Source organism: Limosilactobacillus sp., assembly GCF_022651205.1.
In the GTDB taxonomy this organism is placed as follows: Bacteria; Bacillota; Bacilli; order Lactobacillales; family Lactobacillaceae; genus Limosilactobacillus.
On record NZ_JALCQI010000004.1, the window covers coordinates 31,542 to 48,645 of the forward strand.

Annotated in this window: 16 protein-coding genes; 4 read left to right on the top strand and 12 right to left on the bottom strand. The window is 42.5% G+C overall.

Going from position 1 to position 17,104, the window contains the following annotated elements; all coding sequences use genetic code 11:
• Nucleotides 1-181: 181 nt before the first annotated feature.
• The 4 genes from LKJ51_RS02005 to LKJ51_RS02020 form a co-directional block, all read right to left on the bottom strand.
• Complete coding sequence (locus LKJ51_RS02005) at nucleotides 182-1,693, bottom strand: DEAD/DEAH box helicase (protein WP_291978961.1); 1,512 nt, start codon at nucleotides 1,691-1,693, stop codon at nucleotides 182-184.
• 64 nt (nucleotides 1,694-1,757) lie between these two features.
• Nucleotides 1,758-3,140: a UDP-N-acetylmuramoyl-tripeptide--D-alanyl-D-alanine ligase gene (locus LKJ51_RS02010; protein ID WP_291978960.1), complete on the bottom strand. Its 1,383-nt coding sequence runs from the start codon at nucleotides 3,138-3,140 to the stop codon at nucleotides 1,758-1,760.
• A gap of 321 nt (nucleotides 3,141-3,461) precedes the next feature.
• Nucleotides 3,462-4,361 carry a zinc metalloprotease HtpX gene (gene htpX, locus LKJ51_RS02015; RefSeq protein ID WP_291978959.1) on the bottom strand — a complete coding sequence of 300 codons (900 nt, stop codon included), beginning with the start codon at nucleotides 4,359-4,361 and terminating at the stop codon, nucleotides 3,462-3,464.
• Between the two features lie 10 nt (nucleotides 4,362-4,371).
• Nucleotides 4,372-4,932, bottom strand: coding sequence for a LemA family protein (locus tag LKJ51_RS02020; RefSeq protein WP_291978963.1), 561 nt, complete (start codon nucleotides 4,930-4,932; stop codon nucleotides 4,372-4,374).
• Between the two features lie 139 nt (nucleotides 4,933-5,071).
• Between LKJ51_RS02020 and LKJ51_RS02025 the strand changes: the two genes are divergently transcribed.
• Nucleotides 5,072-5,542 (top strand): low molecular weight protein-tyrosine-phosphatase, encoded by a 471-nt coding sequence (locus LKJ51_RS02025; protein ID WP_291978958.1) that lies wholly within the window; start codon nucleotides 5,072-5,074, stop codon nucleotides 5,540-5,542.
• A 488-nt stretch (nucleotides 5,543-6,030) separates the two neighbouring features.
• On the opposite strand, the gene LKJ51_RS02030 is transcribed toward LKJ51_RS02025, so the two are convergent.
• The 8 genes from LKJ51_RS02030 to LKJ51_RS02065 all read right to left on the bottom strand — a co-directional run bounded on the left by LKJ51_RS02030 (nucleotide 6,031) and on the right by LKJ51_RS02065 (nucleotide 13,791).
• Entirely contained in the window at nucleotides 6,031-6,744 is a 714-nt protein-coding gene (locus LKJ51_RS02030) for a class A sortase (protein WP_291978957.1), read from the bottom strand.
• An 80-nt stretch (nucleotides 6,745-6,824) separates the two neighbouring features.
• Nucleotides 6,825-7,724 (bottom strand): alpha/beta hydrolase, encoded by a 900-nt coding sequence (locus LKJ51_RS02035; protein WP_291978956.1) that lies wholly within the window; start codon nucleotides 7,722-7,724, stop codon nucleotides 6,825-6,827.
• Nucleotides 7,711-8,910, bottom strand: coding sequence for a PTS transporter subunit EIIC (locus tag LKJ51_RS02040; protein ID WP_366017767.1), 1,200 nt, complete (start codon nucleotides 8,908-8,910; stop codon nucleotides 7,711-7,713). The genes LKJ51_RS02035 and LKJ51_RS02040 overlap by 14 nt, the downstream gene beginning before the upstream one ends.
• A gap of 247 nt (nucleotides 8,911-9,157) precedes the next feature.
• Complete coding sequence (locus LKJ51_RS02045) at nucleotides 9,158-9,403, bottom strand: type B 50S ribosomal protein L31 (protein WP_003717829.1); 246 nt, start codon at nucleotides 9,401-9,403, stop codon at nucleotides 9,158-9,160.
• A 97-nt stretch (nucleotides 9,404-9,500) separates the two neighbouring features.
• Nucleotides 9,501-10,775, bottom strand: a complete 1,275-nt coding sequence (locus LKJ51_RS02050) for a UDP-N-acetylglucosamine 1-carboxyvinyltransferase (RefSeq protein ID WP_291978954.1) — start codon at nucleotides 10,773-10,775, stop codon at nucleotides 9,501-9,503.
• A 229-nt stretch (nucleotides 10,776-11,004) separates the two neighbouring features.
• Nucleotides 11,005-12,615 carry a CTP synthase gene (locus tag LKJ51_RS02055; protein ID WP_291978953.1) on the bottom strand — a complete coding sequence of 537 codons (1,611 nt, stop codon included), beginning with the start codon at nucleotides 12,613-12,615 and terminating at the stop codon, nucleotides 11,005-11,007.
• A gap of 172 nt (nucleotides 12,616-12,787) precedes the next feature.
• Entirely contained in the window at nucleotides 12,788-13,336 is a 549-nt protein-coding gene (gene rpoE, locus LKJ51_RS02060) for a DNA-directed RNA polymerase subunit delta (RefSeq protein ID WP_291978952.1), read from the bottom strand.
• A 44-nt stretch (nucleotides 13,337-13,380) separates the two neighbouring features.
• Nucleotides 13,381-13,791, bottom strand: coding sequence for a DUF1934 domain-containing protein (locus LKJ51_RS02065; protein WP_291980077.1), 411 nt, complete (start codon nucleotides 13,789-13,791; stop codon nucleotides 13,381-13,383).
• A 148-nt stretch (nucleotides 13,792-13,939) separates the two neighbouring features.
• Here LKJ51_RS02065 and LKJ51_RS02070 point away from each other — a divergent pair, with 148 nt between their 5' ends.
• The 3 genes from LKJ51_RS02070 to yidA are packed head-to-tail and all read left to right on the top strand — an operon-like array spanning nucleotide 13,940 to nucleotide 16,954.
• Nucleotides 13,940-14,764 (top strand): lipoate--protein ligase family protein, encoded by an 825-nt coding sequence (locus tag LKJ51_RS02070; RefSeq protein WP_291978950.1) that lies wholly within the window; start codon nucleotides 13,940-13,942, stop codon nucleotides 14,762-14,764.
• A gap of 5 nt (nucleotides 14,765-14,769) precedes the next feature.
• Nucleotides 14,770-16,143 carry an HD domain-containing protein gene (locus tag LKJ51_RS02075; protein ID WP_291978949.1) on the top strand — a complete coding sequence of 458 codons (1,374 nt, stop codon included), beginning with the start codon at nucleotides 14,770-14,772 and terminating at the stop codon, nucleotides 16,141-16,143.
• Nucleotides 16,133-16,954 carry a sugar-phosphatase gene (yidA, locus tag LKJ51_RS02080; protein ID WP_291978948.1) on the top strand — a complete coding sequence of 274 codons (822 nt, stop codon included), beginning with the start codon at nucleotides 16,133-16,135 and terminating at the stop codon, nucleotides 16,952-16,954. Before LKJ51_RS02075 ends, yidA begins: the two co-directional genes overlap by 11 nt.
• Nucleotides 16,955-17,104: the final 150 nt, after the last annotated feature.

A 17,104-nucleotide genomic window follows, 5' to 3' on the forward strand; every position in this document is an offset into this window, starting at 1 on the left:
ACATACCCTCTTAAAGTGGTATTTTCCCTGATTACTCAACCAGGGATTTTCAACTATTGTGCCTACAGTTTAACTTAAAAAGTACTTATTTGCAATTAATTTAGACATTGGTAGAGCACACAAAAAAGCATTAAGAACGGCACAGATACACCTTTCCTAATGCTTTTTTCTACCTATTTAGTTAGTCTTCATTCCGGTGACGAATATTGAATGAGTGACGACTGGAATGACTGTTACCATGACCATCATGTCGACGAGAACGACTATGACCGTCATGGTTCCGCCGACGATGGCTGTAGTTGTTGTGACGACGATCGCGAGGACCGCGGTAACCGTGGCCTGAACGACCATTGCGATGACCGTGACCCCGGCGTGGAAGTGGCCGTTCTGGTGTAATCTTAACCGGAACATCACTTGCAGGTTCCTTGGTCATTTCGTTCAAGAGAGCGGCAACTAGGTCAGTAGCATCATGGGTTGCTAACAGCTTTTCAGCGGCCTCTTGGTAACGCTCCGTGGAGTCTTGAGAAATCAACTCATCAATGTCGTTAAAGGCACTGGCAACTTGCCCCTTAAAGGCTTCTTCGGCTGTTGGTGGCTTCAATGGTAACATCCGAACCCGAGTTAACTTTTCAATTTCCCGAAGGTAGTCCATTTCGTTTGGTGTAACAAAGGTCAGTGAAACACCATGGTGTCCGGCACGGCCGGTCCGACCAATCCGGTGAACATAGCTGTCTGGATCTGACGGAATATCATAGTTATAAACGTGGGTCACACCGGAAATATCCAATCCCCGGGCTGCCACATCGGTTGCTACCAAGATATCAAGTTCACCATGCTTAAATTTCTTCATGATTTTGGTCCGGCGATCCTGACTTAGGTCACCGTGGATTCCAGCAGCATTGTAACCCCGGGCAACTAATCCCCGTGATAGTTCATCAACCCGGCGCTTAGTCCGACCAAAGACAATCGTAAGGTCAGGATCTTGGACGTCAATCAGCCGGGTCATAATATCAAATTTCTCGTAATCCCGCGCCTTAACGTAGTATTGATCAACCAAGTCCGTGGTTAATTCTTTTGCCTTAATCCGTACCATCGTTGGGTTAGTCATGAACTTAACACCGATCTTCTTGATTTCCGGTGGCATCGTTGCGGAGAATAGTAAGGTTTGCCGTTCACTTGGTGTTTGGTTAACGATCGCTTCAATGTCATCCAAGAATCCCATGTTCAGCATTTCATCGGCTTCGTCCAGAACCAATGTCTTGATATGATCTAACTTTACCGTATGCCGATTAAGGTGATCGCGAAGCCGTCCTGGAGTACCGACAAGGATTTGTGGGTGTTGTTTTAAACTTCGGATTTGCCGCCGAATATCAGCACCACCATAGACTACTTGAACTCGAGCGTGCTTATCTTTTCCTAAGCGATACAACTCTTCCTGGGTTTGGATGGCTAACTCACGAGTTGGTGAGATAACGATCGCTTGAATATTTGGATTATCCGTATCAATTTCTTCAATAATTGGGAGACCAAATGCGGCGGTCTTTCCTGTCCCGGTCTGTGCTTGACCAATGACATCTTGACCCTTTAATACCATCGGAATGGTTTGTTCTTGAATTGGTGTTGCTTCTTCGTACCCACTCCGCTTGATTGCCTTCAATAAGCTATCTGACAATCCTAATTCACTAAACTTCAAATATGTTCCTCCTAAAAATTACCAGCCGACTAAACAAGCTCTGTCTGTCGGCTGGTCTTGCTATCTATTTTGTTGTTAATTCAGCTAAAACTTTTTCTAAGTGAATCCCGTGGCTAGCCTTTAATAATACGAGATCATCGGCATTAATCGTTGCCTGTAAATCTGCCACTAACTTGTCTAATTCAGCCGTGGAATAATGGTGAATTGCTGAGGCAGGATAACCCTGTTTTTCCAAGGCTTTCTGAAGATTCTCCATCTCTGAACCAACAAGATAAACTTCTTCAATCTTCTTTGGATCAATGTTAGCAGCCAAGCTAGCATGGAGTCGTGCTGAAGCATCCCCTAGTTCAAGCATGTCACCCAACACAGCGATTCGTCTTCCGTTAGTCGGTAATTCTTCAATCGTCCGCAATACCTGCTTGGCAGCGGTCGGGTTAGAATTATAAACATCACTCAGGATCTTCTCTCCCTGTGCACCATCAACCCATTCTGCTCGGTTTTCGGTTAATTCCACATTCTTCAATGCCTTTTGAATATGGTTAGGCGTAATATGGAGTTGCTTTCCAACAGTGATCGCGGCCAACGCATTATTAACGTTGTACTCACCAACCATTGGAATCGTAAACTCTTCGTCAGGCCATTCGTTAACCTTAAAGTCGATTGAAGTCTCGTGCTGCTTGACACTGGTTGCGTAAAAATCATTGGATAGCTGGCGTCCAAAAGTTACCTGCCGTTGTTCAACCTTAGCAGCTCGTTCCTGAAGCAGTGGTTCATCCCCATTGAAGATAAACGTCCCGTCTTCCTTTAGTCCATGAGTGATCTCTATCTTAGCATCAGCGATCTTATCGCGCGTACCGAAGAATTCGATATGGGCTTCCCCAATCATTGTTACAACAGCAAAGTCAGGTGAAACTAACTTACTTAAAAAGTCGAGTTGACCAGGACGGTCCATCCCCATTTCAACAACGACAACCTCAGTACTGGATTCCATGTTTAACAAGGTAACCGGTACTCCGATCTCATTATTGAAGTTTGCATGGGTTTTAGTAACGTTCAACTGAGTGCTAAGGATCGAAGCTGTCATATCCTTAGTCGTGGTCTTACCATTACTCCCGGTAATCGCAACAACAATTGGATTAATCTTATGCAAGTAGTACTTACTTAGGCTCTGTAATGATTCTAACGGATCGTCAACGATCAAAATTGGTTGATCCGCCGTTGTGGTTACATCGTGATCACTGGCCCATAAAGATGCAACTGCACCATTGGCAAACGCACTTTCAACATATTGGTGACCGTCCTGAGCTCCTTGAAGTGGAATAAATAATGCTCCTGCGTCAAGTTGCCGACTGTCAAATGCGACGCTAGTGATTTCAACGTCTTTCCATTGTTCAATATTGTTTTCTGCGCCGATTGCCTTCGCAATTTCGGCCAATTTCATTTTCATGGAAAAGCTCCCTCTATCTCCTATATATAAGTCTAGCTTTATAATTATATCACGTCAGGGGGAGATTAAAAAGCAACACCGGAAGAAAGTCGCAGGGACTAAGCTTGGGGTGTTGCTTGGTTGGTGTTTTAATGTTAAATATGGCTGTTTGCCAGAGGAAGGTTCTAGGCAAAATGGTCAAAACGTGCTTCGCCCGAGTTTCCACTGTTACATAGTCTAGATCTGTTCGCCGGGAACTCGCTAGAGCTAGCAACCTCCTTCCTAGGCGTAGGTCGCCTTCGTCAGGAGAAATTGCTAGCCTTCCGCGAGTTCTTTGCTGGCTCACATTCTTTCCAATCTCCCTATCCTCTCCTCCAGAGGTGGGTGGGTGTCGAAGAGGTGGGCGAAAGGTTTATGGTGACTATTTAGTTCGGGATCGCTAATGTAAAGCGAGGAGCTGCTGGGGGCAACTTGCTTCATTGGTTGGGCGGTCTCTAGTTTTTTCAGGGCGCTGATTAAGCCGAGGGGGTTCCGGGTTAGTTCAACGGATCCGGCATCGGCTAAGTATTCTCGGTTACGGGAAAGTGCCATTTGGGCAATCGTCGCGGCCAAGGGAGCTAAAATAATTAGCAGGATTGACCCGATTACTGCAAAGATACCAACTGCACCATTGTCATCATCGTCTGAACTCCGACTACCGCCAAGCCACCAGAAGTTTCCAGCAAAACTAACTAAAGCTGAAATAGCAGCTGATAATGCCAACGCAATGGTCTGTAAACGAATATCGTAATTCCGGACATGGCTCATTTCGTGGCCCATCACGCCTTCTAGTTCTTCCCGATTCATCATCTGAAGAAGTCCAGTGGTCGCCGCTACCGCTGAATGTTGCGGATCGTTTCCTGTTGCAAAAGCATTGGGACTCGGATCATCAATAATGAAGACCCGGGGCATCGGTACTTGCGCAACTATTGCCATATCTTCAACCACATGCCATAGTTCAGGTGCTTCCTGAGCTGAATGAATCTCATGGGCATTATTCATGTTCATAACTACTTCAGTCGACTGGCTAATCATCACTGACATATAGATCACTGCTAAAACACCAGCAATGACAATTCCACCAACCGCTGATCCTGCAAATAAATAACCGATTGCTGCACCAATTAGGGCTACCAAAAGGAAGAAGCCACCAAGGACAAAGATTGTTTTCCGTTTATTTTTGGCAATTTGTTGATACAACATTTTTAATCACCTAGTCATCAAATGAAACCTTAGGAACAGCCTTTGATTCCTTCGGTACTTGTAAGTAGTCCATTTGCTTGAAGTGGTGGATCTTAGCAATAATGTTACTTGGGAATGATTGAATCTTGGCGTCCAGGTTAGCAACCGTTGAATTATAAAGCTGGCGTGAATAAGCAATTTTGTTTTCTGTATTGCTTAGTTCTTCCATTAGTGATTGATATTGGGTACTTGCCTTTAAATCAGGATAGTTTTCAGCAACCGCAAACAGTGACCGCAATGTTCCTGTTAATTCATTGGAAACGGCCATCTTTTGGGCGTGATCATCCTCTGGAACATTCTCCAGCTGGCTCCGCAATTGAGTAACTTTCTCTAAGGTGCTAGCTTCATACTTACTGTAACCCTTAACCGTTGATACCAAATTAGGGATTAAGTCATTCCGTCGTTGAAGCTGAACATCAATTTGGCTCCAAGACTCTTCAGCATGGGTCCGTAATTGAACTAAGCCGTTATACAGGCCAGCATAAAGGGCGATTAATAAAACAATAATAACAATGACAACAATTGTCACAATCATACGCTCTTCCTCCATTATTTTAGTTTATTTACTATCATACCAGGGCTCTCCTGCTGAAGCGATAATTAAGCGACTAATTTAGCAAAATATTAGCAAATTCGGTATGATAGAAGAAAACAATTGTGAGGTGCTAGTTATGAAAATTTTGTTCGTCTGTCTCGGCAATATCTGTCGCTCACCAATGGCTGAAGCAATGTTTCACCAGATGGTTGAAGAAAAGGGGCTAAGTTCACAAATCCAAATTGATTCTGCGGGAACAAGCAACGAAGAAGAAGGAAATTCACCACATCCCGGTGCCAAAAAGACAATGCGCCGTCATCACCTGGATCCAACCGGTCTTGTTTCACGGCCAATTACCAAAAGCGACTTCGATTCCGCCGACTACATTGTCTGCATGGATGAAATGAACAAGCAAAACCTCTTGCGGATGGCACCTGCAGAGGATAAACGAAAGATTTTTCAAGCATATGACATTGTCCCCGGGAAAGCCGGAACCAGCATCCCCGACCCCTGGTATACTCACCGCTTTGAGGATACCTACCAAAGTCTTGCCGAAGCTCTGCCATACTGGTTAACAAAGCTTTCCCACGAGCTAAATCGTAATTAATTTTCAGCGAATAACTAGAAAGTCTTGTGGTATAGTATAGTTACGATTAATGGAAAGTGAGGCGCTCATGATGACAAAGTACGTTGTAGAATTAAACGAACAAGACTACCAAATGATCAAGGACTGTCATTCAAAGAACCCTTCCCTCATGAAGGCAATGGATGAAGCTAAAAAGGTTGAAAAGTAATTTTTCACATTTAAACGAAAAGAGATCGAGTTAATTCTCGATCTCTTTTGCTGTTTTAAATGGTGAAGATGGTGGAGTTAACACGCTCGCCAGGGACTTGCTAGAGCTAACGGTTATACTGCAACATTGTCGAAACGTGCTCAGCCTAAACTTCCTCAAGCTAACTAGTTCTACTGCAACATTGTCGAAACGTGCTTCGCCCGAGTTTCCTAGAGCTAGCAACCTCCTTCCTAGGCGCAAGTCGCCTTCGTCAGGAGAAATTGCTAGCCTTCCGGAAACTCTTTGGGGCGAAAGCACTCTTCTATCTTCCCGTCGTATATTTACTACTAAAGTTATGTTGAACTTGGTGGGGTGCTTGATTAAATGGCATTTTCTTTACGTAGTTTCCGCGGACCATGAGCCGGTGAGCACCGGTTTCGTCACAGGTAATCAACGTAATGATCTTATTCTTGGTATTATTAACAACCTCAACTTTAGATGGTGAGATAATCTTCCGTTCATAAATCTTGTATTCATAAACGTTCTTCAAGTCGGTAATGTAAACTTTTTGACCGACCTTTGACTTAGAGTAAAGGGGTGAAAAGAGAACCTTACTACCGTTTGCCATATTATGACCAGCTAACGCATAGTTACCTTCACCCATCTTCATGTTTGGTCGCATCGTCCCGGCTGCCAACGCCAACGTTGTGTTGTCAACACCATTAGCAATCGGAATCGTCAGGTCAATTGCCGGGACAGTAATTTCACCAATAACATTAATTGGCTGTTTCTTTGCCCGGGCCTTCGCGACTGTCTGTAAACTTAAATCCTGAGCATTGCTATAGTCATAGTTTGCACTATCCTGTTTACTTTGGTTACTCTTAATCGCTTGGCGCGTAATTTGTGGTCGGTAGCTTTCGGTTAGGTAGTACTTAATTTGTTGGTTGAAGATTAAGACCAAGCCAACTAACAGTAAGATCACTACCGCAGTCCAGCGAAGCCAGCCACGCGATCTCTTCTTGTTTTCTCGTTTCACTTTTAATATTTCCTTTCATTTAGTAAGTTAGCAATAGTATAACCCGTTTTAAATTCTTTGAACAGCTCTAAGAATGCGGACTAATTATTATTGTTATCCAGGTTAGAAGCCCGTTTATTATTTGGGTTTCCAGGAACGCGATTATCGAGGAGGTATTCCTCAATCATTTTAACAATCTGCTTATTTTGGGGCAAACTGGAATGCTGCGCCTCATCACCAGTGACCGTCATTGTCGTGTAGTGGTTTACCCGTTTTTGGAAGATGTACTTTCCGGCCTGAACACTTTCCTCTGGAACTAGCCCATCCGAATCATAATTTTCTGTTCCGGCGATTGAAAAGACATTTAGGCTCTTGGGGATCTTATCCCGGTTCTTACTTAGTTCCGTAAACATCTGTGTTGGGTTTTTTATCGACGTTTCGGCAAAGTTATACGGTGTCCCGAGAGTCATTAAGCTCTTAATCTTAATACTGTCTGAATAATTAGCATAGTAATGTTCTAGCCAATAGGTCCAGATAAGACCACCGTTAGAATGACCAAACGCCTTAAAATTATTGAAGTAATACTGGTCAGTCAATTTACCAAAGGCATCATTGAGCATTGACGCCTGTTTTTTAATATTTGAAAAGCCATCCTTGTTATTCTCAAAACTAATGATAATAAATGGTTCATTATCATTCCGGGCAATTGTTCCATTATAACTAATTTTTCCGCTATTGTAGACTTCCATTTTGAGGACACTATGTTTTTTATCCGTATCCTTATTCAGAAGGCTGATCAACTCATTAAACCGTTCCTTGGTTGCTGAACTCCCTGGTACCATAATAACGGGTGACATTCGCGACTTCTCCTGGATCGCCCGGTACTTGTTACTATTTCGGATCCAGAAATATGTGGGTACCGCGATCAAGATAAGAACGATAATTATTAAAAAAAGGATTTGACGACTTTTTCTCCGGAGATTTTCTTCATTTTTTTGCATAATAATCCACCTCTGAAGAGTCTAAAGAAAGTTCCTGATCAAAGTGATCAATTATTTTAACAAAGGGAATAAAGCACCAAACATCTAAGACAAAGAGGGCCAAGGTAAACACTAGTACCCACCAGTTACCGTTACTAGCAACAAAACTAATTAGCGGTCCTGGTGTCCCCATTAACACCGGATAGGGCGTTGGCGGAATTATGTGAAGCGCAATTGCTCCTGCGGCAATTATGATATTCATGATCGGCAGTAACTGGATCGGCAAAAGATAGAGAGGATTCATAATGATTGGAAAACCGACCATTGCAGCATATTCTGAATTAAACAGCGTCGGTACTAACGTCCAGCGAGCAATTTGGTGCTGTCCTTTGGTCCGGGACGTGATAATAATCGCAACCGTCAGTGCAAGGATCAGACCGTTGCCACCAAAGTTAGCGAATGAGTTATAAAGGGATCCTCCAAAGAATGGGTGAGGAATATTCCAGGCTGAACCATGTTGTAATGCATAGCTGAGATTACTTGCAAATGGTCCCCCGCTTAAGACAGCTCCAGAATTGGCGACGGATCCGAGGCCCAGCCAATCAAAGAGGGTAATCAGGGCAGTCCCGGCAATCGTTAACCAAATCCCCTGATTATTTTGACCAACCGTTACCATCTGGGAATAAACTCCCCGTAATACCTTACTTAACAAACCAAAGTTAAGGATATATGTAAAAATAATTGCCAGAATGATGGATGTTACCAAGGGTTTCATTGCATAGAATGACCTGTCACGAACACTAATAATTTGTCTTGTCTTTTGAAAGTTTCGTTCAACTCCTAACCAACGATAAACCTGGCCGATTGCATAACCAACGATTAACGCAATCAGCATACTTTGGGTACTCAATAACCGCCAATTAAACCCAATCGCATGATCAAACGCTGCGTGGTCATACCGAAAAGCAATTAGCAATAAGACGATAATTCCAGTAGCCCCTGCTAACTGTGAATCACGGTGATATATCCGGGCGGTATACTTTGCGGCTGCATACACAACCAGGATCCCAAATAAATTAAATGTAATCCGACTGACCCCAATGAATGCAGCCTGTAAATCCCTCATCAACCAGTCTGGAACCCAGTCACCTAAATAGGCAATATTATAAAAGAGACCATTTTGGCTGAGAAAAGCCCGATAGATCATTTGCGAAAACGAACCCAATAATGCAAAAGGGAATAACATCGAAAGTGTCTGACGGACAACCCGAAAGAACGAGCATTTATTAAGTTTTATCATTCCCCTTATTAAACGGCGAAGCATAAATCATCATTCCTTTTAAAAACCTAATTTCATTATACCTACTTAAGCATTAGTTAGTTCCCTAAAATTATTTAAAAACAAAAAGACGCTGGAACTTTCCAACGTCTTTTTAGAACAATAAAGCCAAGTCTTACTTGAGACCGTACTTCTTGTTGAACTTGTCCACAGCACCATCTGCTTGAGTAAACTTTTGCTTACCAGTGTAGAATGGGTGTGAATCAGAAGTAACTTCAACCCGTACTAATGGGTATTCGTTACCGTCTTCCCACTTGATAGTTTCACTTGAGGTTACAGTAGAACCTGAAAGAAACTTGTAGCCAGTAGATGCATCTTGGAATACTACTGGATGATAATCTGGATGAATTCCTTGTTTCATAATTTATTACGCTCCTTTTGCCATGAATCATTGCCTGAAACATAGATAATCAACCCTATCAGGATAACATGAATCAATTATCGATGCAATAGACTTATTAAATTTTTACTGAGCTGTCGTCTTCAATAGTAACATCAGCGCCAAGTCGGTTTAGCTTCCACACGATCCGGTCATAGCCACGCAGGATATTACCGGCATTATTAATAACCGTTTTTCCTTCAGCCATTAAACCAGCAATCGTTAGAGAAGCACCAGCACGAATTTCGCCGGCGGTAACTTCAGCACCATGAAGATGATCCGTATGCTTAATTAAGATCATTCCGTCATGGGCCTCAATGTTCATCCCCATCTTTTGCAATTCTGGAATGTGCTTAACTCGCTTTGGGTAAATCGTGTCAACAACCGTACTGTCACCTTCCGCTAATGACATTAGTGGGGTCAGTGGTTGCTGTAAATCAGTCGCAAATCCAGGAAATGGCATTGTCTTAACATGAATTGCCTTTAAGTGATCAGCCCTAGGAACATAGATCTTATCACTGTCGATTTGCAGATCAACACCCATTTCGATCATCTTACTTGTAAATGATTCCAAGTGTTCAGGAATCACGTTATGAACCATTACACCATCACCAACAGCTGCCGCCATTGCTAAATAGGTTCCTGATTCAATCCGGTCCGCAATAATCGTATGGGTATTCATTGATTGGAGAGTATCAACACCAGTAATCCGAATTGTATCGGTCCCGGCTCCCCGGATTTTAGCACCCATATTATTCAGAAATGTTGCCAAGTCAATAATTTCAGGTTCCTTAGCCGCATTCTCAATTACCGTTGTTCCCTCGGCACGAACCGAAGCTAAGATTGTATTAATCGTTGCCCCTACTGATACCATGTCCAGGAAAATTCGGGTTCCATGAAGACCATTTGGTGCGTCAAGATGAACGGTCCCGTTATTTTCGCTAACAGATGCTCCTAATGCCTTAAATGCTTTCAAGTGCTGATCAATTGGTCGCGGTCCAATGTTATCGCCACCAGGGAACGTCAACGTTGCCCGGTGGAAACGACCTAAGAGAGCTCCCATAAAGTAGTAGGAAGCTCGCAAACTTTTAATTGCTTTACTTGGAAGTTCAGCCTCAATGATCTGAGTTGGATCAATATCTAAGAATCCATGAGTAAATGATGAGCTAACATTCATCGATTTCAAAATGATCATTAAGTTGTGAACATCCAAGATATCTGGAACAGTATCAAATTCAACTGGGGTATCAGCTAAGATTGCTGCTGGAATCAAGGCAACAGTACTGTTCTTGGCACCACCGATCGTGACTTCGCCCGAAAGTCGGTTTCCTCCTTGAATGATCATTCGTTTCATTTCCGTGTATCCTCGCTTAAGATTTCTATAATTTTATAATATTTTTAATTTAATTTTAGCTAAATCTTGCTTGATTCTCAATCAAAACAATCAATAACAATGATAATTAATAGTTTAACAAATTACAACCTTTTGTCAGCAATCTTAAATATTTTTGATAACCTTTTTTAGCCAAAAAAGGCTCCCAAGATAGGTGATTATTTTGGCCTACCTTGAGAGCACTTAAAGGTTAGTTGTTTTTATTTTCAACGGCTGCCTTAACGAAGGCTTTGAATAAACCTTCTGGGTGGTTTGGCCGTGACTTGAATTCTGGGTGGTATTGAGCAGCCACGAAGAATTTCTTTTGTGGTAATTCAACAACTTCAACTAGGTTCCGGTCTGGATTAATACCAGATACGACTAAACCGTTGTCTTCCATTTCTTGACGATATTCGTTATTGAATTCATAACGGTGACGGTGACGTTGGCTAATTATCTTTTGGTTATCATATGCCGCAGCAGCAACAGTACCTGGCTTTAGCTTACATGGATAAGCACCAAGCCGTTGGGTACCACCCATATCTTCAACGTCTTCTTGATCGGACATCAAGTCAATGATGTTATGCTTAGTATTTGGATCAAACTCGGTTGAGTTAGCATCCTTGTAACCAAGAACGTCCCGAGCAAATTCAATACATGCCGTTTGCATTCCAAGGCAAATTCCAAGGTAAGGAACATCGTTTTCACGAGCATACTTAATCGCAGTAATCATTCCTTCAATCCCCCGGCTACCAAAGCCTCCTGGAACAAGGATCCCGTCGTAATCCTTTAGTGTTTCTGCAACGTTGTCCTCATTAATGTTCTCGGCATTGAAGTGATCAATATCAACCTTGGCATCAACCGGGTAACCGGCATGGCGAAGAGCTTCATTAACCGAAATGTAAGCATCCTGTAAGTCAGTGTACTTACCAACCATGGCAATCTTAACGTTCTTGTTCAGATCGTTTTCAATATGGTTAACCATGTTTGTCCATTCACGCATATCAGCAACTGGGCAATCAAGGCCAAAGTGGTCAACAACTAATTGATCCATCCCCTGCTTTTGTAAGTTCAACGGAATCTCGTAAAGAGTATTGACATCCATTGATTCAATAACAGCCTTTGGATCAACATCACAGAATAAAGCAATCTTGTTCCGCATTTCATCAGTGATTGGCTTTTCAGTCCGAACAACTAAAATGTTTGGTTGGATTCCCAAGCCACGCAATTCACGAACACTGTGTTGAGTTGGCTTAGTCTTCATTTCACCAGCAGCCCGAAGGTAAGGAACTAATGTGGTGTGAATGTATAAGACATTGTCATCGCCAACTTCTTCCTTCATCTGACGGATGGCTTCCATAAATGGTTGTGATTCAATGTCACCAACGGTCCCACCAATTTCAGTAATAACAACTTCAGCGTCAGTACTTTCACCGGCACGCTTAATCTTGTCCTTAATTGCGTTAGTGATATGTGGAATAACTTGAACGGTCCGTCCTAAGTAATCACCCCGACGTTCCTTCCGTAGTACTTCGGAATAAATCTTTCCGGTAGTAACGTTAGAGTACTTGTTCAAGTCGTTATCAATAAAACGTTCATAATGACCTAAATCCAAATCAGTTTCAGTCCCGTCATCGGTAACAAAAACTTCACCGTGTTGATAAGGACTCATTGTTCCTGGATCAACGTTAATGTATGGGTCAAATTTTTGAATGGCAACCTTTAAGCCACGGTTTTTCAAAAGGCGACCAAGGGAAGCAGCAACAATCCCCTTGCCCAGTGACGATACAACTCCACCTGTTACAAAAATGTATTTAGTCATCGCGTAATATTCTCCTTTTTGTTTTTTAATGGGGTTAATAAACAGAAAAGACTCCCCATTTCCATTGAAATAGGGAGCCAACATTTTAACGAACGATTACCTGTGAATCACAGGCGCCCAAGAAAGATAATACAGGCTCGCCCTCAGATAGTCAAGAATAAAATCTTAAAAATTATTCTTCATCATCGTCGTCATCATCATGTAGTTCAGATAATTGTCCTTCAATTCCATCATCGAGGCTATCATCGTCACTATAATCATCATCGTCATCGTCGTCATCATAATCGGTGTTGTCATCATCGGATTGATCATCAAGATCTTCATCTTCAGGATCATCGTTATCGTAGTCGATCACATCATCATCTGAATCAGAGTCAGCTAAGAAGGCGTTAACTTTACGACGCTTCTTCTTTGGACGATCATCTTCTTCGTCCTCGTTTTCACCAACAGTTGCTTCGTCGATTGATTCGTATGGGTACCATGCACGTAGACCCCAAGTGTTATCACCGAGGGAGATAAAACTGCCGTCAATGTTCAAATCAGTGTAAAACTGTGAAAGTCGTTCACGAATCTCTTCATCACTCTTACCAAGGTATTGTTGAACTTCGTTAGTTAAATCAACAAATGCCATTGCTTCGCCGTGGTGTGCGAGAATAGCGTGGGCAACTTCGATCATTGAAAGTTCTGATTTGTCTTGGCCGTCAAAAATCTTTAAATCCAAATTGGTGCACATCCCTTCAAAAGTCTAAATTACAGTATACAATGCTAAGCTGCAAATTGCAATTGAACTTGGTAAGTTCCAATTAATTGATCATTTGCGGTTAATTGATATTCCAAATCAATTGAACCATTAACATCTTGCGGATCAAAATCAACTGCTAGCCGATTAGTCGTCACTACCATGCCGATGATTCCGTATTCGGTTAGGTAACGCGTTTTTGTTGGCGCCGCTAATTGAAATTCAAAATCAGTTTCCCGAACACCACTTCGTCTTAAATGAAGCTTATCCGTTCCCAGGCGAAACTGCACTGGTGTTACTGTACCAGCTTGATGTTCCTGATAACGAAGATAGTATTTCCCATTTAAATCAACAAATTGTCCCTGTTCATCAAAGGTGTACTGATCTTGTTGACCATCCTGTTCCATCGTGGTTGTTAATTGAATATGAACTGGCACTGAACGTTTGATATGCTATTCCTCCCTAGTTAGTCATTTTGTCCTGATTATAACCGTTTTTAATCGTTGAATGTTATTATCTTGCCTAGTTTAGTATAATGAAAATGTCAAAGATTACCAGTATTTCAATAGAAAAGAAGAATTAGCTATGATTAATATCTCAAACCAACACGTCGAAACATTTTCTCAACCACTTAAGCCGGAAAATAACCTTGCTTCGTTCGCGTATACAAACGCCTTATTGCGGGCAAGTGAACAGCTATCATCCCCAGTTCTCCACTCATGGACTCTAGAGGATACCGTGATTCTAGGATTGAAGGACCAGCGACTTCCTTACCTCCAGAAAGCTCTGAACTATCTTGATGGTAAAGGTCTCCATTATTTCATCCGTAACTCAGGGGGGCTCGCCGTTGCTAGTGATTCAGGGATCCTTAATTTTTCCATTTTTATTCCCTGGCACGTTAATAGTAGTGAATTAAAAATTGACGAAGCCTACCAAGTAATGACTGATGTCGTTAGTGCTGCTTTCCCTGAAATCACAATTAAGACTGGTGAAATCACACATTCATATTGCCCAGGAACTTTCGATCTCAGCGTCAATGGTCAAAAGATTGGCGGAATGTCCCAACGGCGGAACCGGTCAGGAGTAGTCGTTATGCTGTACCTAAGCATTAACGGTCCCCAAATGCTTCGTGGTGAAATCATTCGTGACTTCTATACCCGTGGACTTCAAAATGTCGAAAACAAGTGGCATTTCCCTGACATCTGGCCAACCGCGATGACAACAATTGAAGAATTGCTTGGTAAACCACTTAGCCTAGCAGAAGCTAATCAACGTCTACTGAATGTCTTTTCCGATCGGGGAAGCCAACAACTGCAACAGGTAATGTGGTCAAACAAATTTATCCAGTATCTTCAGCAAGAATCAACCACAATCAATCGACTTCAAGAACGCCTTCATAAGGAGGAATAAGCAAAATGTCCTTTCAGGATGAACAATTAGCTAAGGAAAAGGTCTTTCGGGATCCAATTCACGGCCAGATTATCGTTGATAACCAGATCCTGCTTGACCTAATTAATACCCCTGAATTTCAACGGTTACGCCGGATCAAACAATTAGGAACGTCATCTTTAACCTTCCATGGTGCTGAACATTCACGGTTTGGTCATTGCCTTGGTGTATATGAAATCACCCGCCGGATGTGCAACAGGTTTCAGCGTAATTACCCAACAAGAGAACCAAATGATGGTCTTTGGGACGATCGTGAACGTCCCGTTGCGCTTTGTGCTGCCCTTCTACACGATCTCGGGCATGGACCGTATTCACACACTTTTGAACATATCTTTCACACAAATCACGAAGCAATTACCAGGGAAATTATTACTAGTCCATCAACTAACGTAAACCGGATTCTTCGTCGGGTTTCACCGACTTTCCCCGAAGATGTTGCCAGTGTCATCGACCACACCTACCATAATCCGCAAGTCGTTCAAATGATTTCTAGTCAAGTCGATGCCGACCGAATGGACTATTTGCAACGCGATTCCTACTACACCGGGACGAACTACGGAAAGTTTGATCTAGACCGGGTGCTCCTAATGATGCGTCCAATTAAAAGTGGGATTGCATTTGATATTTCAGGAATGCACGCAGTTGAGGACTACATCATCAGTCGTCTGCAAATGTACCTCCAGATTTACTTCCACCCGGTTTCCCGTTCAATGGAAGTAATTCTCGACCACCTATTGAAGCGGGCAAACTATATCTACCAGCACCCGAGCGAGTTCGAGCCAGAATTCACACCATATATGCTGATGCCGTTTTTCAATAATCACTTTACCTTGGACGACTACCTTGCTCTTGATGACGGGGTCCTCACAACCTACTTTAACCACTGGACCCACTCACGGGATGACATCTTAAATGACCTTGCAAGAAGGTTCCTTAATCGGCGGCCACTTAAATCCGCCCTTTATGACGAAAAATCAAAACCGCTTTTACCAAAGCTGCGAAAGCTTATTCAGACGGTTGGATTTAATAGCGATTACTACACCGCCGTCAATGATAGCTTTAAGCTTCCCTACGATACCTACAATCCGCAAGATTCAAATCCGCAAACCCAAATTGAATTGATTCAACCTAATGGCAAACTGATTGAACTATCGCAAGTTAGTACCCTAGTTGCGAGTGTTTCTGGTAAGGAAGCCGGGGATCAACGGTTCTTCTTCCCGAAAGAAATGCTTAACGAACACCAGGATATTGAAATTTTCGAACCAATTTACGAAGAATTTCAAAGCTATATTCAAAATAACCACGTCGTTAATCCAAAGGAGAATAATAATGGCAATTAAATTAATCGCAATTGATATTGATGCAACGTTGATTAACGATCAACGTCAAATTACCCCTCGAACAAAGGAAGCCCTTGAGGCAGCTAAACAACAAGGTGTTAAAGTAGTCCTATGTACAGGTCGTCCGATGACGGGAGTAGACGCCTACCTTACTGAATTAGGGTTAAACCACCAGGATGATCAATATGTGGTTAGTTTTAACGGTGCCCTTGCACAGTCAACGAACGAAAAAGTAATTGTTAACTATACCCTATCTTTTAATGATTATGTTGATTGGCAAGCATTTTGCACCAAGAATAACGTTAAGTCACAATTTGAATCCCGCGACTATATTTACACAACCAACCGCGATCTCAGTCCGTTGACAATCCACGAATCTGATTTGGTAAGCATGCCGGTTCGGGTACGGTCACTTGATGAAATGGCCCACACGCAGGATCAATACGTTCTGGCTAAGGGAATGATGCTCGGCGATAAGGAAGAGTTAGATAAGGTTCAGCCAAAGTTCAGTAAAGAGTTTGCTGGACGCTTTACAATTATTCGAAGCGAAGACTTTTACCTCGAAATCGTCAATCACCGAGCAAGCAAGGGAAGTACCCTTGAGGCTCTGGCTAAGGAGCTCGGTATTAAGCAAAGCGAAGTCATGGCTCTCGGTAACGCCCAAAATGATAATTCAATGATCGAATACGCTGGCATCGGCGTTGCAATGGGTAATTCAGTCCCAGAAACTAAGGCGGTTGCTGATGTAATCACCGATACCAATAATAATGATGGTGTTGGTAAGGCCGTTGAAAAATATGTATTACGTTAAAGAAGAAGCTGGGAATTAACTTTCTCGGAGGGACGGTTGACTAACCTAGAACGATGAATGATGATGAAATCATCAGAGTTGTTCGTAGTTAGGCTCAAGTCCCTCAGTTAATTCCCGCGATTAGACTCTGTAAGTTCGGAGATTACTAAG